Origin of the sequence: Streptomyces fuscigenes (assembly GCF_021556455.1) — a bacterium.
Classification (GTDB): Bacteria; Actinomycetota; Actinomycetes; order Streptomycetales; family Streptomycetaceae; genus Streptomyces; species Streptomyces fuscigenes.
This window is the reverse complement of the sequence record NZ_JAKGCV010000570.1, coordinates 1-3,005: the sequence shown is the minus strand read 5'-3', so window position 1 is coordinate 3,005 and position 3,005 is coordinate 1. Positions and strand designations below refer to the sequence as shown.

Here is a 3,005-nt window from a genome sequence, read left to right as displayed (position 1 = left end):
GCCCCGGGCGCGCGGCGCGCGACGGAGGCCCGCCGGGCTCCGCTCCGGCCCCGAGGACCCCGCCGAAGGCTCCCGGCGACCCGAGTCGGACGGGTACGCCCGAACGGTCCGCGCGCCCGCCCCGCCCGCGCCCTGCCGCTCGCCGGCTCAGAGGGCCGCGCGGATCGCCTCGTCCACCGTCGGGAAGGCGAACGCGAACCCCGACTCCGACAGCCGCTTTGGCACCACCCGCTGGCTGCCCAGGACCTCGCTCGACAGCTCGCCGAGCGCGAGCCTGAGGGCCGCCGCCGGCACCGGGAACGGGGTGGGCCTGCGCAGCACCCGCCCCATCGCCGCGGTGACCTCACGATTCGTCACCGGCTCCGGCGCGGTCAGGTTGACCGGCCCCTCCAGGGACTCCGTGTCGATGAGGTGCCGCAGCGCGGCCACGTGGTCGTGCAGCGCGATGAAGCTCCAGTACTGGCTGCCGTCGCCCATCCGGCCGCCGAGACCGGCCCGGAACAGCGGGAACAGGCGGCCCCAGGCGCCGCCGTCCTTCGACACCACCAGTCCCGAGCGCGGGAACACCGTGCGGATGCCGGCCTCCTGCGCCGCCGCGGCGGCCGCCTCCCACTCCACGCACAGCGTCGGCAGGAAGCCGTAGCCGGGCGGCGAGTCCTCGTTCACGGCGCGGTCGCCCGTCTCGCCGTAGTAGCCGATGGCGGAGCCGGAGACGAGGACCCGCGGCCGCTCGTCGAGCGACGCGAGCGCCTCCGCCAGGGCCGCGGTGCCCAGCAGGCGGCTGTCGCGGATCTCCTTCTTGCGCTCGTCGCTCCAGCGGCGGTCGCCCACCCCCGCGCCCGCGAGGTGCACGACGGCCTCGCAGCCGCGCAGTCCGGCGGCGTCGACGCGCTGGAGCTTGGGGTCCCAGCGCACCTCGTCCGCCCCGCGCGGCGCGCGCCGCACCAGGCGCACCACCTCGTGGCCGTCCGCGCGCAGGGACCGTACGAGTGCCGTACCGATGAGCCCGGTGGAACCGGTGACCGCGATTCTCATGCCGCCATCCTGCCCCCGGCCGGGCGCGGGCCACGGTCAACCGGCGACCGGTTCCGGCGTGGCGCGCCGACCGCCGCCCCCTCCACGCGAATGCCGCGCCCGGACGCCGCACACGGCCGGCCGGGCCGTGGCCGCGCCGGCGCGCCGCTTTCCGCGTGGCCGGGACCGTCAGCCGCTGTACGAGTCGACCCCGAAGCGCTCCCACAGCCGGGGGAAGCGGACCTCGAGCACGTCGGGATCGTCGATGTCGAAGGCCGTCCCCTCGGGTTCGCGCGGCTGCGCGGGGATCCCGAGATCCGGTGCCACCGAACCGGTGAGCTGCTCGTACGCCTCGTCGGCGGCGTAGCCGAGGTCCTCGCCGTCGCCGTCCGCGTCCTCGTCGAAGGACTCCAGCAGGTCGGCCATGTCGTCGGGGTCCTGCAGGGCCCCTTCGAAGACCTCGCGCCCCTGGCCGATGAGCCAGCAGCGGAAGAAGTCGAACGCGTCGTCGCTCGCCCCGTCCAGCAGGATCGAGGCCGCGCCCCACAGGTCCCACCGGTACGCGCGGTTGTAGCGCGACTCGAAGTGCCGGGCGAAGTCGAGCACGGCGTCGGGGTCGAGCTGCGCAAGGCGCTCGACCAGCAGGTCCGCGTGCTCCTCCGAGTCACCGCCCGCGGCCTCGCGCGTGCCGTCGACGATCTCCCAGAAGTCCGTCTCGTCCATCACCAGGCCAGCATCCTGCCTCGGGGACGGCGACGCACGTGGGCGCCACCCGTCTTCGCGAATCGTTTCACGCTCCCGGGTGGAGGGCCGGGCACCTCCGCCGCCACCGCGCCCGCCGCGAGGCGCTCCGCCCCGCCGCGCGCATGTACGACAGAAGACGTCCCCTTTTGCTGGGACGCTCGCGCCATGGACGAAGAAGCCGTGAAGAACAGCGCCGCGGGCGACGAGGCCGCGGGGACCGCGCCGGGTACGGCGGGAGGGGATTCCCGCGCGCCGGCGGGCCGGATCGCGCTGGTGGCCGGGGCGACCCGGGGAGCGGGCCGGCAGATGGCCGTACAACTCGGCGCGCTCGGCGCCACCGTGTACGCGACCGGGCGCACCACCCGCGACCGGGTCAGCGAGGTCGGCCGAGCGACGGAGACGATCGAGGAGACGGCCGAACTCGTCACCGCGGCGGGCGGCACGGGCGTAGCGCTGCCCGCCGACCACCTCGACCCGGCCCAGGTCCGCGCGGTCGTGGAGCGCATCGCGGCCGACCACGGGCGGCTGGACGTGCTGGTGGACGACATCTGGGGCGGCGAGCCGCTCGTGGAGTTCGGCAAGAGGGCCTGGGAGCTGGACCTGGGCAAGGGCCTGCGGATGCTGGACCTGGGGGTGCGCGGGCACCTGATCACGCTGCGCGAGGCGCTGCCGCTGCTTGTGCGGCACGAGGGCGGTCTCGTGATCGAGGTGACGGACGGCACGGAGGAGTCCGGCGAGCACTACCGGGGCAACCTGTTCTACGACCTCACGAAGCAGGCGCCGATCCGCATGGTCAAGGGGCTCGCCCGCGAACTCGCGGGCGTGGGCTGCACGGCGGTGTCGCTGACGCCGGGCTTCCTGCGCTCCGAGTGGATGCTCGACCACTTCGGCGTGCGGGAGGAGAACTGGCGCGACGCCGTGGCGCGGGAGCCCGCCTTCGCCATCGCCGAGAGCCCGGTCTACGTGGGGCGGGCGGTCGCCGCGCTGGCCGCGGACGAGGACCGGCACCGCTGGAACGGCCGGTCCCTGTCGAGCGGGCAGCTCGCGAAGGTCTACGGCTTCACCGACACCGACGGCAGCGCGCCCGACGCGTGGCCCTACATCGAGGCGCTGACGGCGGCCGACGGGGCGACGGTGGACGCGCGCGACTACCGCTGACCGGCGGGCCCGAGGCGCCGAGGCCCGCGGCGCCGGAGGCCGCCGGGTCCGAGCAGGTCCGCGCCGCAGCCCGGGCCCCGAGCCCGGAC

General features: G+C 75.7%; 3 protein-coding genes. 1 reads left to right on the top strand and 2 read right to left on the bottom strand.

What is annotated here, in order from left to right:
- Positions 1-147 precede the first annotated feature (147 nt).
- Both L1885_RS26400 and L1885_RS26395 read right to left on the bottom strand, forming a co-directional pair.
- A complete protein-coding gene (locus L1885_RS26400; RefSeq protein ID WP_235799675.1) occupies positions 148-1,035 on the bottom strand; it encodes a TIGR01777 family oxidoreductase in 888 nt (295 codons plus the stop codon).
- A gap of 168 nt (positions 1,036-1,203) precedes the next feature.
- Positions 1,204-1,737, bottom strand: coding sequence for a DUF4240 domain-containing protein (locus tag L1885_RS26395; protein WP_235799676.1), 534 nt, complete (start codon positions 1,735-1,737; stop codon positions 1,204-1,206).
- A gap of 186 nt (positions 1,738-1,923) precedes the next feature.
- Here L1885_RS26395 and L1885_RS26390 point away from each other — a divergent pair, with 186 nt between their 5' ends.
- Positions 1,924-2,916 (top strand): SDR family oxidoreductase, encoded by a 993-nt coding sequence (locus L1885_RS26390; RefSeq protein WP_235799674.1) that lies wholly within the window; start codon positions 1,924-1,926, stop codon positions 2,914-2,916.
- Positions 2,917-3,005 lie beyond the last annotated feature (89 nt).

Excerpts from the sequence above, each read along its gene's own strand:
- L1885_RS26390 (WP_235799674.1), top strand. The coding sequence starts at position 1,924 with ATGGACGAAGAAGCCGTGAAGAACAGCGCCGCGGGCGACGAGGCCGCG.
- L1885_RS26395 (WP_235799676.1), bottom strand. The coding sequence starts at position 1,737 with ATGGACGAGACGGACTTCTGGGAGATCGTCGACGGCACGCGCGAGGCC.
- L1885_RS26400 (WP_235799675.1), bottom strand. The coding sequence starts at position 1,035 with ATGAGAATCGCGGTCACCGGTTCCACCGGGCTCATCGGTACGGCACTC.